At 69.8% G+C, this 17,467-nt stretch carries 14 protein-coding genes; 5 read left to right on the top strand and 9 right to left on the bottom strand.

All coding sequences use genetic code 11. From position 1 onward, the window contains the following. Positions 1-69: 69 nt before the first annotated feature. The 6 genes from ACIF8T_RS34385 to ACIF8T_RS34360 form a co-directional block, all read right to left on the bottom strand. Complete coding sequence (locus tag ACIF8T_RS34385) at positions 70-1,389, bottom strand: methyltransferase domain-containing protein (protein ID WP_400040625.1); 1,320 nt, start codon at positions 1,387-1,389, stop codon at positions 70-72. Beyond that, a complete protein-coding gene (locus ACIF8T_RS34380) occupies positions 1,386-2,759 on the bottom strand; it encodes an MFS transporter (RefSeq protein ID WP_400040623.1) in 1,374 nt (457 codons plus the stop codon). The genes ACIF8T_RS34385 and ACIF8T_RS34380 overlap by 4 nt, the downstream gene beginning before the upstream one ends. A gap of 102 nt (positions 2,760-2,861) precedes the next feature. Further along, the gene (locus tag ACIF8T_RS34375) at positions 2,862-4,331 is read right to left on the bottom strand and encodes an NUDIX hydrolase (protein WP_400040621.1); all 1,470 of its coding nucleotides are present in this window, start codon (positions 4,329-4,331) and stop codon (positions 2,862-2,864) included. A 61-nt stretch (positions 4,332-4,392) separates the two neighbouring features. Next, positions 4,393-4,569 carry a hypothetical protein gene (locus ACIF8T_RS34370; protein WP_400040620.1) on the bottom strand — a complete coding sequence of 59 codons (177 nt, stop codon included), beginning with the start codon at positions 4,567-4,569 and terminating at the stop codon, positions 4,393-4,395. Between the two features lie 211 nt (positions 4,570-4,780). Further along, the gene (locus ACIF8T_RS34365) at positions 4,781-5,650 is read right to left on the bottom strand and encodes an endonuclease (protein ID WP_400040618.1); all 870 of its coding nucleotides are present in this window, start codon (positions 5,648-5,650) and stop codon (positions 4,781-4,783) included. Then, the gene (locus ACIF8T_RS34360; RefSeq protein WP_400040617.1) at positions 5,647-6,747 is read right to left on the bottom strand and encodes an aldo/keto reductase; all 1,101 of its coding nucleotides are present in this window, start codon (positions 6,745-6,747) and stop codon (positions 5,647-5,649) included. The genes ACIF8T_RS34365 and ACIF8T_RS34360 overlap by 4 nt, the downstream gene beginning before the upstream one ends. Positions 6,748-6,821: 74 nt before the next feature. On the opposite strand from ACIF8T_RS34360, the gene ACIF8T_RS34355 reads away from it, so the two are divergent. Beyond that, positions 6,822-7,442 (top strand): hypothetical protein, encoded by a 621-nt coding sequence (locus ACIF8T_RS34355; protein ID WP_400040615.1) that lies wholly within the window; start codon positions 6,822-6,824, stop codon positions 7,440-7,442. A 64-nt stretch (positions 7,443-7,506) separates the two neighbouring features. Here the strand turns inward: ACIF8T_RS34355 and ACIF8T_RS34350 are convergent, their stop codons facing one another. Continuing rightward, a complete protein-coding gene (locus tag ACIF8T_RS34350; protein WP_400040613.1) occupies positions 7,507-8,475 on the bottom strand; it encodes a hypothetical protein in 969 nt (322 codons plus the stop codon). Positions 8,476-9,478: 1,003 nt separating this feature from the next. On the opposite strand from ACIF8T_RS34350, the gene ACIF8T_RS34345 reads away from it, so the two are divergent. Next, positions 9,479-11,293, top strand: coding sequence for a zinc-ribbon domain-containing protein (locus ACIF8T_RS34345; protein WP_400040611.1), 1,815 nt, complete (start codon positions 9,479-9,481; stop codon positions 11,291-11,293). Between the two features lie 156 nt (positions 11,294-11,449). Here ACIF8T_RS34345 and ACIF8T_RS34340 read toward each other — a convergent pair whose 3' ends face one another. Beyond that, complete coding sequence (locus ACIF8T_RS34340; RefSeq protein WP_400040610.1) at positions 11,450-12,295, bottom strand: IS5 family transposase; 846 nt, start codon at positions 12,293-12,295, stop codon at positions 11,450-11,452. Positions 12,296-12,741: 446 nt separating this feature from the next. Between ACIF8T_RS34340 and ACIF8T_RS34335 the strand changes: the two genes are divergently transcribed. The 3 genes from ACIF8T_RS34335 to ACIF8T_RS34325 are packed head-to-tail and all read left to right on the top strand — an operon-like array spanning position 12,742 to position 16,010. Further along, entirely contained in the window at positions 12,742-13,080 is a 339-nt protein-coding gene (locus ACIF8T_RS34335; RefSeq protein ID WP_400040608.1) for a hypothetical protein, read from the top strand. A 46-nt stretch (positions 13,081-13,126) separates the two neighbouring features. Next, the gene (locus tag ACIF8T_RS34330) at positions 13,127-13,984 is read left to right on the top strand and encodes a hypothetical protein (RefSeq protein WP_400040606.1); all 858 of its coding nucleotides are present in this window, start codon (positions 13,127-13,129) and stop codon (positions 13,982-13,984) included. A gap of 4 nt (positions 13,985-13,988) precedes the next feature. Then, positions 13,989-16,010 (top strand): hypothetical protein, encoded by a 2,022-nt coding sequence (locus ACIF8T_RS34325; RefSeq protein ID WP_400040604.1) that lies wholly within the window; start codon positions 13,989-13,991, stop codon positions 16,008-16,010. A 386-nt stretch (positions 16,011-16,396) separates the two neighbouring features. Here ACIF8T_RS34325 and ACIF8T_RS34320 read toward each other — a convergent pair whose 3' ends face one another. After that, a complete protein-coding gene (locus ACIF8T_RS34320; protein ID WP_400040602.1) occupies positions 16,397-17,059 on the bottom strand; it encodes a hypothetical protein in 663 nt (220 codons plus the stop codon). Positions 17,060-17,467 lie beyond the last annotated feature (408 nt).

Here is a 17,467-nt window from a genome sequence, read left to right as displayed (position 1 = left end):
AGCCGGCGGCCGCGGACCCGAACAGGGCATCGTCCGAAACCGCCGCAGAGGCTGGTCGGTCGGGGCGGATCATCGTGCATCTCCAGGCTCGCCAGGGGAAAGCTGCCAGGTCAGTGCGCCGTTCGGGCTGGTGGCCCGCTGGCCGCCGTCGGCGTCGAAGTGGAGCCGGAAGACGTCCGGTGCACCGGCCGCCCGCCACCGGCCGGCGACATCCTGGATCTGTGCCCAGATGTCCCGCGGTCCCGAAGTGGTCACGTCCCACCGGCGGTGGCCGACGGCCCGCACGCGCATCCACGACCGGCACTCGGGCGCGCCGATCGTCAGTTCCGCGGCGCCGAAGTCGCGCACCAGGCCCGGATAGAAGTGGTCCAGGGCCAGCCACATGCCGCGCGCCGTGTCGGGCGGCGGTGCGAGCCGGCTGCGCTGCGTCCACCCGTCGGCCGTGGTGATCTGCGCGCGGAAGGCGGCGGACAGGAACAGCCGGTCGAAGCCGGCACCGGCCCGGTGACCGAACTCGACCGCCCGTAGCTGGGCCTCCACGCTCCCATCCCGTCGTTTTTCGATCACGGCCAAGCCCGGCCACGACGGCGACGACGTCCCGAGCGTCATCAGCGCGCGCCCGCCCGGCGCCAGCTGCTCCACCAGGGCCTGCGGCACGTGGCGGACGGCGAAGGAGACGAAGATTCGGTCGTAGGGCCCTGCGGTGGCCCACCCGGTGGTGCCGTCCTCGGTCACCGCGGCCGGCCGGTAGCCGAGGGCGGACAGCCGTTCGCGGGCGGCCGCGGTGACGTGTGGGTCGATGTCGAGGGTGACGACGCCCGCGTCGCCGCACATGAAGCAGGCCGCCGACGCGGTCACCCCGGCGCCGGTCCCCACATCCAGCACCCGCTGGTCGGGCCGCAGGTCCAGTTGCTGCAGCAGGTCCGCGGTCAGGCTCATCGTGCTCGACATGGCGGTCATCACGCCTCCGCGGCGCGGCCCGGGAATGCGGCCGAGGATCGGCTCTCCGTCGTGCTGGATCGCGACGCTGTCCCCGCTGTGCAGCCGCTCCAGCAGCTCCGCCCGGTCGGCCGGACGGGAGAAGTCGAGCAGATCCCAGCGCGGCGGCGTCTCGTCGGGGGCGCTGCGCCGCACGTACGCCTGGGGCATCAGGATTTGGCGCGGCAGCGCGAGCAGGGCCTCGCGCACCGGTCCGGGGCCGAGCGCTCCGCTTTCCTCGAGCCGGGCGACCATCGCCGCCCGGGCCGCCACAGCCCTGGGGGTGTCGCCGGCGGGCTGCGCCGGAAGGAGGGGCGCGGCGGGCGCAGTGGGGTCGCTCAGCACGGTGCACTCCAGGGGATCGAGTGGTGAAGCAGCGGGCATCGCCGCCGAGTTCGGCACCGTGCTCACGAGGCATCGCCTCCGAGTGCGCGCTCGTGCCGCGTGTCGTCGGTGCGGGCGGGGGTGGGCACGGGGGGAGGGGACGTCCGGGCTGCGGGCGGCGACGGCAGAGAGGCGGCGGGCGGATCCGGCATCTGCCGTAGCGCGCGGATCGGAGAGCGGGCGAGGACGACGAGCGGGATCAGGAGCAGGAGGGTTCCGGCGGTCAGGCCGGGCCGGACACCGATCCACGTGCCCAAGACGCCGGCGAGGAGCGCGGCCACGGGCCGGGCGCCGGACGTCAGCCAGGTGCTCACCGCCTGCATCCGCGCCTGCATCCCGGCCGTGGTGACGATCTGGCGGATGGATCGCTGGGTGGTGCCCGCAGCCCCGGCGCAGGCGAGCTGCACAAAGAGCGCCGCACCGATCGTGATCTGCCAGGCACGGCCGGGGGAGGCGAGCAGCAGTGGGAGCTGGGTCAGCGGGGTGATCGCGAGCGCGGCCAGCATCATCGGCCCCGGCCCGCACCGGCGGGCCAACGCCGGTGCGGTGAGCGCTCCGGCGGCTGCGCCCAGCGCGCCGAGGCCCAGCACCACGCCGAACGCGGTCGCACTCATCGCCAGGGACCTCAACAGATACAGCGCCCAGAGGGTGTTGAGCAGCCCGAGGGCGAACGAGGTCGTGGCGTTGACCAGGGTCAGGGTCCACAGCCGGTCATCGCCGCGCACGTACCGCAGGCCCTCGCCGATCTCGCCGCGCAGCCGGCGGGTCTCCCGGCGGGCGCGGGCGGGTTCGGCGGGCTGGATGCGGGCGGTGCACACGGCGCTGATCAGGTAGGAGGCGACGTCGCCGAGCAGGGCCCGTGCAGGGCCGAGCAGCGCGGTCAGCGCAGCGCCGAGGTGGCTTCCGGCGGTCGCGGCGACCGCGAACAGTGCGCCGACCCGGCTGTTGCTCCGCTGGATCAAGGACCGGTCGACGAGGCTGGGCAGCAGGCTGATGGCCGCCGCGTCGTGGAGCACACGCGCCGCCCCCTGCACCACGGCGACGATCATGAGCTGCGTGAGGGTGAGGGCGCCCAGCGCGGCCGAGACCGGCACGGTGGCGAGCACCGTCGCGCTCACCAGGTCCCCGACGATCATCTGCCGGCGCTTGGAGTACCGGTCGGCGAGCGCGCCGGCATGCAGGGCGAGCAACGCGGGAGGGAGCTGCCCGAGGAACGCCAGCCAGGCGACCTGGGCGGTGGTCGCGTCCAGGTGGAGCACGGCCAGCACCGGCAGCACCATCTGCGTGATCGAGCTGCCGGCCACGCTCGCGGCCTGCCCGGTCAGGTACCGGCGGAAGTCCCGGTGCCGCCACAGCGAAGTGCCGGCGACGGAGAGGGGCTCATCGCAGGTCGGCACGGGGTACCTCCCTCGGCTCCGCCAGGAGCCCCCGCAGCACGTACCTGGACTCGGCCTGGGACCGTCGGCCGGGTCCGCTACCGGCGGGTGTGCTCACCCTGCTCACCAGCCCAGCTCGGAATAGGGGCGGCCTTCGGCGATCGCGGTGATGGCCGTGCGGGTGTAGGAGACGATCGGGTCCGGCAACTCGTCCCGCGGCCACCACTGCCAGGTCAGACACTTGTCATGCTCGCGAACCTTAGGGGTGCCCTCCCACCGGCGTGCTCGGAAGACGAGCTGCATCAGGGGCAGGCTGCCCGGGGCGTCGACGACGTGGACGACGTGGACGAGCTCCACGTCCGCGGCGTCGATGACCAGCCCCGCTTCCTCCCACGCCTCGCGGACCAGGCAGGAGAGCGCGGACTCCTGCTCACACCGCCCGGCAAGGTAGTGCCAGGTGCCGCCCGCGTACTTCGACTCGGGGTGACGCAGGCCGAGAAGCACCCGGCCTTCGGCGTCTTCGAGGTGGAGGTGGACCCCGACGCCGTTCAATACCGTCCGGCTGCCCCCGTCCCACACGGCAGGAGCCACGGCCGACGCGGTGTCCGGGGGATTCTCGGCCGCGTGCCGGCGAATCAGGTCCCGGGTGGCGGGGCTCAGGCGCAGCCGGTCCAGTTCGTCGGGGGCGAACCAGCGCATCAGCACGCCCTCGTGCAGCCGGAGCCGGTCGGGGTTGCCACGCCACCGGCCGGCGAAGACCTGGACCGGGACGCTGAGGCCGTCGATGCTGCTGGCGGCCTCCACGGCGTAGGGCTTCAAGTCCTCGAGGCGTAGGTCGGGCACCTCCTCGGACAGCTCCCGCAGCAGGGTGTCCTCAAGGCTCTGGTCGTCGTGCGTGCGACCGCCGCCGAGAAGGGCGAACGCCCCCGACTCCCAGATGAGGCCGGGCTTGTGGTCGCGCAGATGAAGCAGGTACCGGCCGGCCCCGTCGTGGATCAGCGCGGAAGCGTTCACCGGCTCCGGCAGGCCGTCCAGGCCCGCCGCGAGGAGCTTCGCGCGCAGTGTCGGCGAGGTGACCTTCGGCTGCGGGAGCCACCGGGCACCGGAGACCTCCTCGTCCTGCAGCGCGATCATCGGCGGCTCCTCGCCGGCGAGGTAGAAGACATAGCGGACGTCATAGTGGCGATGAGCCGGTTCCCCCTTGGAGGGGCTGGCGTCGATGTCGTGGACGTCGATGTCGATCGGGAAGCCGAGCAGCTGCCGGGTCAGACACAGGGCGCCCGGCGGGATCCCGGCTTCCTCCGCCACCTCGCGCAGCGCCGCAGCGAGCAGTGTGCGGTCCCCGGGCTCGACGTGGCCGCCAGGGGCGAGCATGAGACCGCCGGTGGCCCGGTGCCGGATGTGCAAGACCCGGCCCTGCCGGTCGATGACGACGGCGCTGCACGTGACGTGCCCGGGCAGTGTCGTCCGGGCGGTCGCGTCGACGGGCCGGTCCAGCGCGGCGAGGAGGTCGGCCAGGGTGTCACGCTCGCCGGGGTGCCGGCCGAGGTACGCCTCGACGGTCCTGCGGATCGCGGCGGAGCTGGGTGGCATGGGCGTCGTCTCGCCTTCGGTGTCAGGGGGCGGGCAGGCGGGGGAAAGAAGCTCCAGTGGTTCAGCTCGCCGTTCCGTGGCCGGACGGCTTGGCGCCTCGGGGGCCGGGTACGCCGCCGGTCGGCGGTGCGATTCCGTACTGGGCGGCCTGGGCGATGAACATGTCCCGGTACAGGCCGCGCTTGCGGCAGATCAGGTCCGCGAGGATCCTGTCGCCGCCTGGTTCGACTGGCGTCAATGTGTTCCCGTCTTGTGGACGTGATGGTGGCGTCGCCGTGCTCAACGACGCCGCACGCTTTCGAGCACCTGTTCCTTTCGGACGCGTTGTGCGCCCTGTGATTCAGCGGTTTTCCGAGGGTGCGCAGTGCATCGACCCTTGCCGCGCAGGGCGTGCGGCTCGGGGGAGGTTGGCCGAAACGCCGACGTTCGGTCGCTGCGGCCGTCGGCTGTCAGCCAGCCCTCTTCGCTGGGACTTCACCCTGTTCGCCCGGGGTGGACGGCAGGCCCAGGCGCAGCGTCATGACCGCGTGGTCGGTCAGCCCCGCTTCGCGGGCTTCTTGGTGGTAGTCGCAGGCCAGGACACGCTCGGCGTGGGGTGTGGAGACGAAGAGGTGGTCGAAGCGGAAGCCGTTGCCGCTGCGCCCGAACCAGGAGTGGGCGACCTCGTCGGGGTGGAGGTGGCGGAAAGCGTCGGTGAGGCCGGCGGCCCGGAACGAGTCGTAGAAGGCGTACTCCCACTTGCCGAACACCTTGTGCGGGGGCTGATGGCCGCGCTCGATGACGTTGAGGTCCCCGGCCACGATGACGGGCATGCCCGGGAAGGCGGCAAGCAGCCGTGGCAGGCTCTCGGTGACCGCCTCCTGGAAGGCACGCTTGGCGACGTTGCGCTGGTCCTTCGGGCCGCGGGAGGGCACATACAGGCCCAGCACTCCGATGTCGTGGCCGCCGACGGTGACGCGGGCCGCCGGGGCCCGATGGGGGGTGACGGTGACCGGACTGGGGACCGGCTGGACGTCGCTAGAACGGCAGGCGATGACCGTGCGGTAGTCGGGCGTGGACGGCTGAGGGGCGATCAGGGTGGCGTATCCGCGCTCGGTGAGCGCGGTGACGAGGGCGTCGCCGCCCCGGGTGGAGGACACCTCGGTGAGGATGGCGATGTCGGCGCCCTCCTGGCCGGCGATCCATTCGGCCTGGCGGCGCGAGCGCTCCGGGGAGGCGTGCTGGGCGTTGAACAGCAGCAGCCGCACGGCGTCGGTGGCCGGCCGGTGGGCGGGTCCGCCCGCGGTGATCAGGGACAGTTGCTCGGCGGGAGAGGTCATCGGCCGGCGCCCTTCTCGTCGAGGAACACCTCGCCGGCCGCGTCCAGGTTCTGCTGGAGCCGGCCGAGGGTGTCGCGGACGAAGACGAGTTCGTCGGCGGTGAGCGGCGTGCCGATGGCGGTCAGGTTCTCGGTGACCTGCTCGGAGCGGGTGAAGCCGACGAGGACGGCGGCGTTGTCGGCCCGCTGCAGGCAGTACTGCAGGGCGACGCGAGTCAGGACGGCGGAGGTATCGCCGAACCGCTCGCGCAGCGGCGCCAGGCCGTCCTGGATGATCTTCAGCGAGGCGGGGGTGAACCAGGCCTTGCGCAGCCGGTGGTCGCCGGGCGCGAAGACGGGCGGGCGGTCGGGGTCGTACTTGCCGGTGAGCAGCCCCTGGGCGAGCGCTTTGTTGATCAGCACGCTCGCGCCGAGGGAGGCAGCGAGGCCGAAGATGTCGGGCCGGCCGGCTGCCGGCGGCGGGGTCAGGGCGTTGTAGCGGGCCGCGAGGTAGTCGGGGCGGATCTGCTCGGCGAGGTGGGCGAAGCGGGCGTACTTGTCGCCGCGCTGTTCCTTGGCGACGGTGACCCGCTCGGTGGCGTAGCGGTGCGGGCCGCGCATCCCGACGGCGGTGACCAGGCCCTGGCGCTGGAAGTCGCGCATCTGGGCGACGGCCGCCTCCAGGTAGCGGTCGTCGGGCCCGAAGTCGGCGTTGTGGAAGAAGTAGATGTCCAGGCGGTCGGTGCGCAGGTTCTCCAGCGTGGTCTCGAACTGGCGGCGCATGGCCGAGGGGAGGTACGCGTGGCGGGCGGTGCCGCGGTGGTAGCCGACCTTGGAGGACAGCACCACGGTGTCGCGGGGGACGGTGGCGGTGAAGTCGCCGATGATCCGCTCGGAGTGCCCGTGTCCGTACACGTCGGCGGTGTCGATGAGGTTCGCGCCGAGTTCGTAGGCCCTCTCCAGACCACGGCGTGAGGCGGCGTCCTCGGCGGTGGACCAGCCCATCGGCAACCCGAGGTTGTGGTCGGAGCCGCCCAGGGCCCAGGCGCCGATCCCGATCGGGTGAACGGACAGCCCGCCGGCCAGGGTGCGGCGCGCGAGGGAAATCGGAGCACTCACAGGAAGTACCTCTTAACTCTCAATTAGTAGCAAACACTGATGAATCTCGTGCGGGAGTGAGTATGGTGCGTCGCGTGACGACACAACCTCCCTTCACCGAACTTGACTTGAACGCGATCGCCGAACGGCGGTGGGTCGACCGCGGCGACTTCACCGAGGCGGAGTTCGCGCGCGCCCGCGCGTTCTACGAGCAGATGCGCGCCGATGACGAACGCCTGGAGCAGGTGCGCGCCGAGGCGGCCGCGTTGATCATGGGGTGGACCGGGCACAAGCCGCGCGACGTCGGCTCCTTCGGTACCCGGCTGAACCTGGAGAGTTCCGACCTGGACCTGGGCATCGGCTACCCGGTCGAGGATCGCGACCGCCTGCGGGAGGTGCTGGCGCCCCACACGACGTTCCTGGGCGAGCGCAAGACCCGCTTCTCCACCTCGCGGCTGGTGTTCTCCTTCACCCTGGACGGCATCGAGATCGATCTGAGCGCGCTGACGGTCGAGGATTACGCCGTCGCCTGCCGGATGCTGGACCAGATCGATACGACCATGACCCTGGACGAGCGCATCGCGCACACCTGGGTCAAGCACCTGCTGCGCAGCTGGGGCCGCACCGACGAGTACGCGACGTGGAAGCTGGTCACCTATGCCCGCTTCTGCCCGGAGTTCAACTGGGTGCCGATCCCGGAGAAGACCGGCGCCTGAGCGCGGGGTGCCGAGCGCCCCGCCCGCAACGCGGTTGCGGGGCACCCGGGCCCTGGCGGGGCGCTCACGCACAGGACTCGCCCGCGTTGATCAGCTCCCAGCTCGTCGCCGAGGCCCACCGGCCGTGCTCCCGGGCGAGGGTGGCCGCGTGCTCACCGGACAGATGGCGGCCGACCTCGGCCACGGTGGTGGCCATCCGGTCGCGCAACATCCCGGCCCGCGCATCCAACGCGGCCTGGATGCGCGCGGACAGGGCCGCCTCGCGCTCGGGCCGCTCGAGGTCGTACTGCTCGATGGCGTCGATCACGTCGCCAAGGACCTCGTAGGCGGCGTCCTTCAGCACCACGCGCGCCTGCCGGACGACGTGTCTGGGCGCGCCGTCGAGGACCTTCTCCAGGCTCTTGAAGGTGTAGTCGAGGACGAAGTGGCGGTCCACCCACCGCTGTGCCCAGCCGCTGGCGACGCCGATGCGCCAGTCCCGGTAGCGGCAGGCGACGCGGCCCATGAGCGGCTCCGGCTGCCCGGTGAGCCCTTCGGCGGTCGCCTGCCGGGTGTAGGCGGCGCCGATCAGGCACTCCATGCTGACGAGCATGGAGCTGATCCCGGTGTGCAGCGGCCGGCCGGTGGTGTGCGCGGCTACCCACTCCTCGTCGCGTACGCCGCGGATGATCTGGCGCGACCCCAGGCCGGGCTCCGGGCGCAGCAGCAGATCGGTGCGCCCCTGGAAGGCGTGGGTGGCCTTCAGCTCACCCAGGCTCATGAGCGGGTCGAAGGTGATGTACGTGTAGCGGGTGGGGACGCCGAGCACGGACAGGGTCCGGATCGCCAGGGCGTTCTGCTCGGCGGTCGTCTCCTTGTTGAAGCGGGTCAGGATCGAGTCGACGCCCGACTCCACGCCGAACAGCATCCGCCGAAGACCCAGGGCGACCAGGGTGCGCCACATGCAGGCCCGCTCGACGTGCCACGCCTCGTCCCGGTCGGTGCGCACCGTCTGGTCGATACGGCAGCTGGACTCCCAGGTGCGACTTCTCATTTCGATGTCATCCATGGTTCTCGCGTAGACGCCATCGATGTTGGCTGGTCAGGACGTTGATGTATTGACAGCTGGTGAGGAGGCCTTGTGACATCGAATGAGAAGCTCTAGCGCACCGAAGTGAGAAGCCCATAGGGATGGGCATCTGACCTGCTGTTTTGCTTCCTTGCTCGGGTAGGCGGCACGTGCTTGGGGAGGCACCAGCAGGGGATGGCGCGTGGACTTACAGACCTCAACAACACAGGGAAGATGCTGAGGCGCGAGGGCGAAGGCGGTGACAAGGAATGCCCCACGTGTGTGGGGAGCACGAGGGTCGCCGTGAGGTCGTCCAGGGCTACGAGGACAGACCCCCGCGTGTGTGGGGAGCACGGTGGGCTGGCCATCAGGGCCCCTGCGATGCAGGACAGACCCCCACGTGTGTGGGGAGCACCCTTATCGACCTGCTGGTTCACGGGCCAACAGGCTAATTTTTACTCATTTTACCCGAGCTCCGTGTCGGCATGACATAGAGCAGTGTCAGTGGGGCCCGGTAGCGGCGGCGCACGTTGAGTGGTGCAGCGGGGCGTCTGCCGGACATGCTGCGGAAGAGAGAGTCGTGGCGGACTTCGTTGCAGGCAGGAAGCCGTCGGATGCCGTGAATGGTCTGCCGCTGGCCCAGTCGACAGCTGCCTTGCAGTTGATCCCTGGAATCATTCCCTGTCTGGTTCGCCTCCAGCGGCTCGCTGCCGTCGACGCTTGTCTTCCTGAGCGCCGGATGCTCCCCGTCTGTCACGGAGCAGGCTCCCGTCATTGCTGAAGGAACAAGTGATCAGCAGCACGGCAGCCCTGACCCAGGAAGGATCCCTACAACGACCTCTACACCGCGGGAGTGACGGTCTCGCCGCCCGACATTGCGGTTCTTCCTGCTGAGCAGACCTCGGATGGTGACTGATGACTGAAGTATCAGCAGGGAAGGAACGCTCATTTTGTGCCACCGGCGCCGCACACCTGCGAAAATCCGCACATGAGTTCCATGCCGCCCCGTAAGGTAACCCAACTGTGTTCCGAGCCGGATTGCGGGCAGCCTGCCGCGTTCTCCACACGCACGAAGAGCACCTGGTGCGACGCCCACATCACGGAGATTCTGCGTGAGGGCGGCCTAGAACCGCTGGAGCCCTTCACGAAACCGAAAGCGTGGCGCCTGACCCGGTGCCTGGCATGCGGCTGTGAGGCGCACTATCGCTTCGAGTACACCCTGGAAAAAAACGCGTACGGGGAAGCGACCTGCCGGGCCTGCTACTGGCGGCAGTGGGCGCGGGAGGCTCGGCAGGCCATGGGCGCGTACGCGGACCTGAGCCCGGTTCCGGAGGCCCAGGCGCGCGAGCACGCTGAAAAGAACGGATACGACTACCTCAGCGCGCTGACCGCCCCGTCCTTCTCCGACGACCCGCACCATGTCCGGTGCCGGTACTGCGGTCGCTTGAGCGCCGCGCGGCTGGGAGATATCGGGTTCGGCTGCCAGTGCCAGATCAACCCTCGGCGTGAGCGGCAGACGACCAAGCCCGCCGGGTCCAAACAACGCGACCTCCTCAAAGACAGCGAACTGCCTGTCCTCGACTGGTGGGACCACGAGCAGAACGACACCGCCACCTGGGAGACCGTCACCGTCAAGGCCCGGCGGGAGGCAGCCTGGCGCTGCCCCGACTGCGGACTACGGTTCACGAAACGGATCCTCGATATGGTCAACATGCGCGAGTGCCCGGAGTGCGAACCGAAGCGACGCGCTGAGTGGGAGGCGGAGTACGCCCGCTATCAGACGACGCCGGTCGCGGACGTGCCCGAACTACTTGCCAGCTGGGACGACGAGGCAGATCCCCAGATCGTGATGGTCGCGGACTACCCGCAGCGTCAGCTGCGCTGCCCGCGAGGGCACCGCCCTCGCCAGTCTCCGCTCACGTATCTGCGTAACGGCTGCCCGTCCTGCCATGGCCAGGACACACGCGCGACGCGCCTTGAGGCGATCGAGGCCGATCCCGAGGCCTTCGGGCTCAACGCCGAGATCGCCGCACAGTGGCACCCGACCAAGAACGGAAAGGCTCAGCTGTCGAAGGTGTCGCCCGGTTCGCGCAAGCTCGTGTGGTGGCGGAATCCAGACTGTGGCCACGAGTGGCAGGAGACACCGGCCCGCCGGGAGCAAGGCCAGCGTCTGCGCTGCCCGGAGTGCCGCACGATCCTCGACTCGCTCGCCTACCACTTCCCCGGGCTGGCGGCGGAGTGGTCGCCGGCTAATCCGTTGTCCGCGTGGCAGGTGCGCCCGACCGGTCAGACCTCGTTCACACCTGCCTGGATCTGCTCCGCAAACCCGGATCACGCATGGCAGGCGGCCCTGTCCTCACGGGCGAACGGCAGCGGCTGCCCCGAGTGCCGGGAGCACGGCAAGTCCCGTATAGAGCTTGACCACTGGGCCGCCGCAGAGCGCGCCTTCGGCCGGGCATCGTCCGGCCAGTCGGTGCGGCACGAGGCATTCACCCGGCGCGCGAACTGGCTTATCGACATCACGGTCGAGACGGCCGGAAAGCAGAAGCTCGCCATCGAGTACGACGGCTCCTACTGGCACGCGGACAAGACCGACCTCGACATCGAGAAGTCCCGTGACCTGCTGGCCGCCGGATATCTGGTGGCCAGACTGCGCGAGCATCCACTGCCACCGCTGCCGATCGATGACCCGAACTACGAGGAGTTCGTCGTGTACTCGGCGATGCCTACGCCGGACGAGACGATCGAGCGGGTGAGAGAGTGGACGAGCAGACGGGACGAGGGGCCAGGAGCCCAGCGCTGAGGCCAGTTGCGGCGGAGGTGACCGCCGTCTCCTCACCCGATGAAGGCATCAACCGGCCGTCTTCGAAGCCACTCGCTCGGGACAAGCTGTCTGTGGGCCCAGCCGTACGAACATCAACGTGGCGCGGTGAACGTTAGAGGGCGTCTGAAAAGCCTGTCAGCGGGCTGGTCTTGGGAGGCGGCGCACCAGAAGTATGGCCATGGCGAGGTAGACGGCGTTCTCCGAGCAGACCCGCAGGTACTCGTAGTCCTTCGACAGGCGGCGGCACCGTCCCAGCCAGGCGAACGTCCGCTCCACCACCCAACGACGCGGGACCACCGCGAACTGGGGCACTGCCGGCGGCGGTGTCCCCACCCGGGCCCAGGTCGAACGGAAACCACCGTCACGGCGCTGCACGATCTCCACGGTGATACCGGTGGCCTCCAGAGCCCAGGCGTGGAAGTCGGCACCGCGACAGCCCTGGTCCGCCCATACGTGCCGCAGGCGCGGAAAGGCATCGGCAGCCCGGGCGAACAGCACCACGGCGCCATCGCGGTCACCCACACTGGCCGGGCTCACGCACGTCACCAGGATGGTGCCGCGGGTGTCGACGAGCAGGTGCCGCTTGATGCCGCTGACCTTCTTGCCGCCGTCGTAACCGTGCAGGCCGCCACGTTCACTGGCCCGGACACTCTGGCTGTCCACGACGGCCGCGCTGGGAGTGGGATCCCGGCCGAGCTGCACCCGCTCGCGTTCACGCAGCGCCGTCAGCATCTCTTCCCACACGCCGTCCTTCTGCCGGCGTCGCCAGTAGTGGTAGACCGTCTGCCACGGTGGTAAGTCATGCGGCAGGAGTCTCCAGGCACAGCCGGCCCGCAGCCAGTACGCCAACGCGTTGAGGATCTCCCGTCGCGTGTGCTTTGCCGGTCGCCCACCAGGTTTGACCGCCGGAACCAGCGGACGGAGGATCTCCCACTCCTGATCGGACAGATCCGTCGAGTAACGGGTACGCAGCCCGTACACTCCAGCCCCCGAACACGCGTCACCACCCCGCTACCAGAGGCTTGCCCGCTGACAGGCTTTTCAGACGCCCTCTAGGTCGCAGTCAGGGACCGCTCCCGGAGAGGTCTTCATCCAGATCATCGAGGCGCGCAGATCGAAGCTGGCAAGGTAGCTGTCTGAGGTCTTGTCGCATGAGATACAGGTAGCGGCGCGTCGGCCTGGGGCGTGCAGTGCCGCGAGGGCTACGTCAACGACCAGGGGTAGGAGGCGTCGCTGCCCACGCGTCCTTCTAACCGGGCATGTGGCGGGCGGGATTCCGCAGCCGCGCGGGAAGGCCTCCCGAGGTTGGCGGTGCAGGGAAATTTCCACGCAACCCCTGCTTGGTTGTTGCGCATTGTGGGATGGTACTCACAGTACGTCAGGGGGACGCCGGGGGAGGCGCGTTGTCAATGGTGGATCTGAGTCCCATGCAGCTCTTGGTCGTGGGCGTCATCGTGCTCGGAATCGTGGCGCTGATCGTCTTTGGTCTGAGGCGAGGCTCGCTGAAGAGCGCCAACATTCAGGGTCTGGGCATGCGGGCCGGTGTGGAGGGCGGCCAGGAGGCCAAGCCCGTCACCAACCAGACGATGCAAGTGGACCGCTTCAAGTCCAAGCGGTCCCGCTTCCGGATGGTGAAAGGTGCGAAAACATCGTTCCGTCGGGCCCGGTTCAAGCACAGCGTCGTGGAGATCCTGCCGGACGACGGAACCGTCCCGCCCGAGGGCACGAACCCCGCCGATCCCCCGACAGGCAGGAATCCCCGGTAGCGGTCCGTATCGGTGCACGGTGTCATGAGGGGGATGGGAAGAGCGGGTGCACGAACCGGCAACACCTCACCGGCACATCGACCGTGCCGAGCAACTGGAGAGCGCGGCCCGCCTCACGGCCCGGGACGAAGACCGCGGCGGGGAACGGCAGGCACTGTTCTTCGAAGGGCCGCAGGACATCGGCAAGTCGTCCCTGCTGCTTGAGATCTACGACCGCCACGCGGGGAATGGCGTGTACTTCGTCGACCTGTCACGGACGGCGGTGGAACACGACGTGCTCGAACAGCTTTCCATGCAGGCGCGGGGCCAAGACATCAGCGTACCGGGCTACCGGACCACGCGAGACCGGCACGCGGAGCAGTCGAGATCGGCCGAGGTCGCCTTCACCAACGTCCGGGTGCGGAACTCGGCGATCCAACTGCTTGCTCAGGGAGAAGACCGGGTCCTGCGCCTCGCTGCCCTAAGCGATGCTCTGCTGGACAACCTGGTCGCCGATGCGCGCAGGCCCGTGATCTGCCTCGACAGCTTCGAGGCGTGCGCCCGGCCGATGCGCGACTGGCTCAGCCGGAGCCTGCTGCCGAACCTGCTGTCCAGACGCGAGGTCAGCGTCTTCCTGGCCGGACGGAGCGTGCCGCGCCTGCCCCACCCCCCGTACTCCACGGCCGTCCAGACGCTGGTGCTGCCGCCGTTCGACGTGGAGGCCGTGCAGGACTGGATCGAGAAACTCGGATTCGCCAGCCTCAGGGACAAAGCCGTGGTGATCCAGCGCAGCCACGGCGGCGTGCCGGGGCTGCTCGCCGAGTTCTTCGCGTGTCATATAGAACCCGGCGACCCCGCTCCGCGGCATCCGGACGGCCGACCGGCCACCGCCACCGGTGACGACGGCCACGACAGGGAGGGCTGATGCCATGACGCAGGAAAACGTCTTCCGGCGGGCACTGGCGCACTTCGACCGGCTCCCCGCCGATGAGGGACGGCTACTCGAAGCGCTCGCCGTGCACCAGTGGTTCGGCACGGACATCGCGCTGTACACGGCGGCGAACCTCGATGTCGGAGTGCCGGCGGAACACGTCCTAGCCTCCCCCTTCGTCGTCAGGGACCGGGTTCCGTACGGCGGACCGGGCGGCGACCCGCAGTACGCGATCCGCTCCGCGCTGCGCACCGCGTTGCACGACCGTATGCGCACCGAGCGGACGGCCGTGTACCAGGAGGCCCACAGGATCGCCTTTACCTACTACAACCAGCCTCTGCAGCCGCTGCGTACCGACCGGCTCATCTGGTACGTGTATGAGATCCGGCACCTGCTCGTTTTCCGGCCGGAGCTGGTGGCGGAACGGCTCGCGGCGTTCGCGCACGAGGCCCTGATCGCCGGCCACGCCGAGGCCGCGGGCCGGGCAGCGGCAGAGGTGGCCGACGCACCCGTCGCGCCGGGGGCGCGGTCGCTGGCCGGGATCATCCAGGCCGTGGCGGTGATCCTCAACGCCCCGGCCCACGTGGAGCGGTCCACGATCGTCGCCCTGGACGACCTCCTGGCACGCCACGGGACCCCCTCCGACCCGACAGCCACCCGACTCGTCTCGCTCGCCCGCGACCTCGTCGTGCACTACACAGAACGACCCGCCCCGGTCACGCCCCTGACCGCGCTGGTCGTCCCCGACGCCACCACGACGGTCGACCCGCGCGGCATGCCGGTCCTCGGCGGCGAGCTACGACTGCTGCAGGACCTGGCTCATCCAGACAGAACCATCACCACCCGCACCCATCGTGTGAAGCTCGTTTCCAGATCCATGGCCCTCCACCAGGTGACCACCAAACTGGCCACGGAGGACCGGCCCGGCCGGCGGAGCATGGTCCTCGCGGACCTTCTCCCGCAGGACCATTGGGACCGCCTCGAAGTACTCCACCTCAGCGAACGCGGAGTCAGCCCGGTGACCGTCCTCCCGGCGAACGAGACGGTCCGCGTCATGGCCCGTGGCGTCGGCCGACTCCTAGCCGGCGGTGAGCAGCCCCCCGAGAACTCGACGCGCGCGGAGCTGTCCCGGCGGCTGGACTCTCTGGGATGGCGCAGCGGCACCGAGGAACTCACCGCCCTGTTGCGCCGGACAGGGCAGGCGGACGACGTGGAGGAGGCCCTGCGGCAGCGCGTCGAAGGCCTGATGCGCTACACCCCGCTCGTCGCCCTGCTGGACGTCCACCCGGGGCTGCCTTCCGAGGTGACCTACCAGTACGAGGAGGACTGCGTCACGCACCGCGACGGCTGGGGCCGTGTCGTCATCTCCCTGGACCTGGCCCTTCCCCGCGCGCTGACGAACCGGTTGGAGTTCGTTACCCCCGAGGGACTCGTCCCCGCGGATGTCCAGGGCCGGGAAGGAACCGAACTCGTACGCGTGCGGAACGAGCGAACCGCCTCCACCACACAGCAGTTCGCCATCGAGACGGCCCGGCCGACGGACGACGACGGCGAGGACGAGGGCATGGCCCGCATCCTGGTCGACCTCGGCTACCGCCTGCCGGACCGCGAGTTCAAGGACGCCCTGAGAACCGCGTACCTGTGCATGCTGCTCTCCGCGCTGGCCCTGCTCCTGCTCTTCCTCGACATCACGCTCGTCTCCATCGTCGGCACCGTCCTCGCCTCGATCGGGGTACTGGTCGACGTCTCCCGGGACGGCAGCCACCACGAGGGCAACGAACCGCTGCACGTCTACACCGGAAAACCCATGTTCTTCCTGCGACGCAGCAACGCGGTCGCGGCCATCGCGGCGTCCGCCGCACCCAACGCCAACTCACTCCTGGGCAGCCTGGCCGCCTCCGGAGTGGCCTTCCTGTACTGCCTGGCCACATGCCTCATCGTGGTGAGCGTCAAGAGGGCCGCCCTCCGCCCCCTCCCCGAGCCGAGCGGCCACGCCTTCAGAGCGCTCCGGCACACGTAGGGCTCCAGGATCCGGCGAAAGACCCACCACGGAAGCTCCCCATCCACTCCTTCGGTTTGCCGCTCTGGCCCCTGTGCCGCCTGTGGACCGCTGGGGCTTACGCGGCCGCCAAGTCCACCACGTGGATCACACAATGCGCAGCGGCACGCCCCCAGGCCACGCTCACCGTGTCCGGCATGATCAGCCGCCCCCGGCCGATCGCCAGATGATTACCGCCGGCCGGGACGGCGGGCGCATCATGCGTGCCGAGGAGTTCGCGGCCGGGCCGCGCCCGTGCCGCGTGGTTGCCCGTCGCGTCTTTCATCCCCGGTCAGCGGCGAGAGCACCGGTGGCCGCCCTGTCGCCCGCTTCCCAGCAGCCCGTACCCCTTGGGCAAGGGCGCTGGCCTACCGCCCCGCGCCGCGTTCCTGCGCGTCGGCCAGCGGGGGCGGTGTGTGCCGCGGCCACGGCCGGTCCACCTGTTCCGCCACAGCTGCCCGGAACGCTTCCAGCAGGACGGATCCGGGATATGTGCCGAACGCTTCGTACTTCCAGCGGTAGTAGCACGACCAGTAGCTGACCACGCGTCGCTCTGTGCGTGCGAAGAAGGCCGGATTGCGGGCGATGAACTCCCCGTAGAGCTGGCGCTGGGCCGAGCCCGGGCTGGAAAGCTCGCAAAGCCCTCGACTGATGGCCTCGAGGATCTCCAGCACGTATTCGCCGGCCAGCTGCACTACAAACGGCACCACCCACGGCTCGCTCGACGCCACGAGCTGCTCGAGGTGGCGCTGACGGACCAGGCCGTCACTGTGCCGGGAGTACAGACAGTGCAAGACCAGCCGCTGAGTTCCGGTCAAAGGCGCTTCCAGGCCGGCGTCCAGCTCGTCGTTGTAGATGCGCGAGGGAATGGCGACCGTTTCGCCCTGGACCTCGACCTCGAACGGCAGCAGCGGCGCGGTACTGGCGTCTGGCATGACGGCCAGAACACGCTGCACGTCATCGGCGAGACAGGCCGGAAACGCTGCCGCCAGGACGTGGGCGGCGCTCGACGGATCCCGAGGCAGCTGCACCACACGAGGATAGGCGGCGAGCCCTTCCGCTCCTCAGCCACCCACCTCAGTGGGACCGGCCACGCCGTGAGCGGGGCGGCCGACCGGCCGCACCTGAAAGGGCCGGCCGCGCCCGCCGGGACTGCCGACCTCCGCTCTCTGCGACCGGTACGCCCGTCACGGGTTCACGTCCGACCCGGACCAGTACACCGACCAGCGCATGGTCCGCCACCCCTAAACACCCGGCAACACACTCCCGCCCCGGGCGGAGCGGCCGGGGCTTGCGGGGCTAAGGGCTCGCAGAGAATCAACATGTTGGTTTGATCTTCATGGTGCTGCTGTTGGCGAGGAACGCGGTGACGTCAGCGGGTGTTCGGAATCTGGCTGTCGAAGATGGAATGGTGCAGCCGTATTCGGCCAGGAGGGGCT

The sequence above is a fragment of the Streptomyces sp. NPDC085946 genome, assembly GCF_044540485.1.
GTDB lineage: Bacteria > Actinomycetota > Actinomycetes > Streptomycetales > Streptomycetaceae > Streptomyces.
The sequence above is the reverse complement of the archived record's forward strand: the minus strand, read 5'-3'. Positions and strand labels throughout refer to the sequence as shown.

Bases quoted from the DNA above. Each gene is read 5' to 3' on its own strand.
- ACIF8T_RS34375 (WP_400040621.1), bottom strand. From the start codon at position 4,331: ATGCCACCCAGCTCCGCCGCGATCCGCAGGACCGTCGAGGCGTACCTC.
- ACIF8T_RS34365 (WP_400040618.1), bottom strand. From the start codon at position 5,650: ATGACCTCTCCCGCCGAGCAACTGTCCCTGATCACCGCGGGCGGACCC.
- ACIF8T_RS34350 (WP_400040613.1), bottom strand. From the start codon at position 8,475: ATGAGAAGTCGCACCTGGGAGTCCAGCTGCCGTATCGACCAGACGGTG.
- ACIF8T_RS34345 (WP_400040611.1), top strand. From the start codon at position 9,479: ATGAGTTCCATGCCGCCCCGTAAGGTAACCCAACTGTGTTCCGAGCCG.
- ACIF8T_RS34335 (WP_400040608.1), top strand. From the start codon at position 12,742: ATGCAGCTCTTGGTCGTGGGCGTCATCGTGCTCGGAATCGTGGCGCTG.
- ACIF8T_RS34325 (WP_400040604.1), top strand. From the start codon at position 13,989: ATGACGCAGGAAAACGTCTTCCGGCGGGCACTGGCGCACTTCGACCGG.